Source organism: Polaribacter gochangensis, from assembly GCF_046224025.1.
Lineage (GTDB): Bacteria > Bacteroidota > Bacteroidia > Flavobacteriales > Flavobacteriaceae > Polaribacter > Polaribacter gochangensis.
Map to the genome: position 1 here is coordinate 1 of NZ_JBJXRF010000115.1, position 234 is coordinate 234.

Genomic DNA, 234 nt, shown 5'->3' on the forward strand with positions numbered 1-234 from the left:
CCCCCCCCCGCGCTCTCGACCCGGAGGTTCTCCTACGAACAGGTGGCTCCGCCGTCGCGTACTAATCTCTCGTCACTCACTTCGAATGCTAAACCACCAACTGGACCAACAACTTCTCGACCGTTCATTTCTAACGTAAACAATTGCGCAACACCTTCATCCAGTAATTGATCTAATCCTTTGAATAATTGTTTTGCTTTCATTGGATCTGCATTGTTTACATAACGGAAATGT

General features: G+C 47.0%; 1 pseudogene. It reads right to left on the minus strand.

What is annotated here, in order from left to right:
• Window positions 1-32: 32 nt before the first annotated feature.
• Window positions 33-234 (minus strand): annotated as a pseudogene (gene prfC, locus ACEWL1_RS12250) (peptide chain release factor 3); the annotation flags it as partial.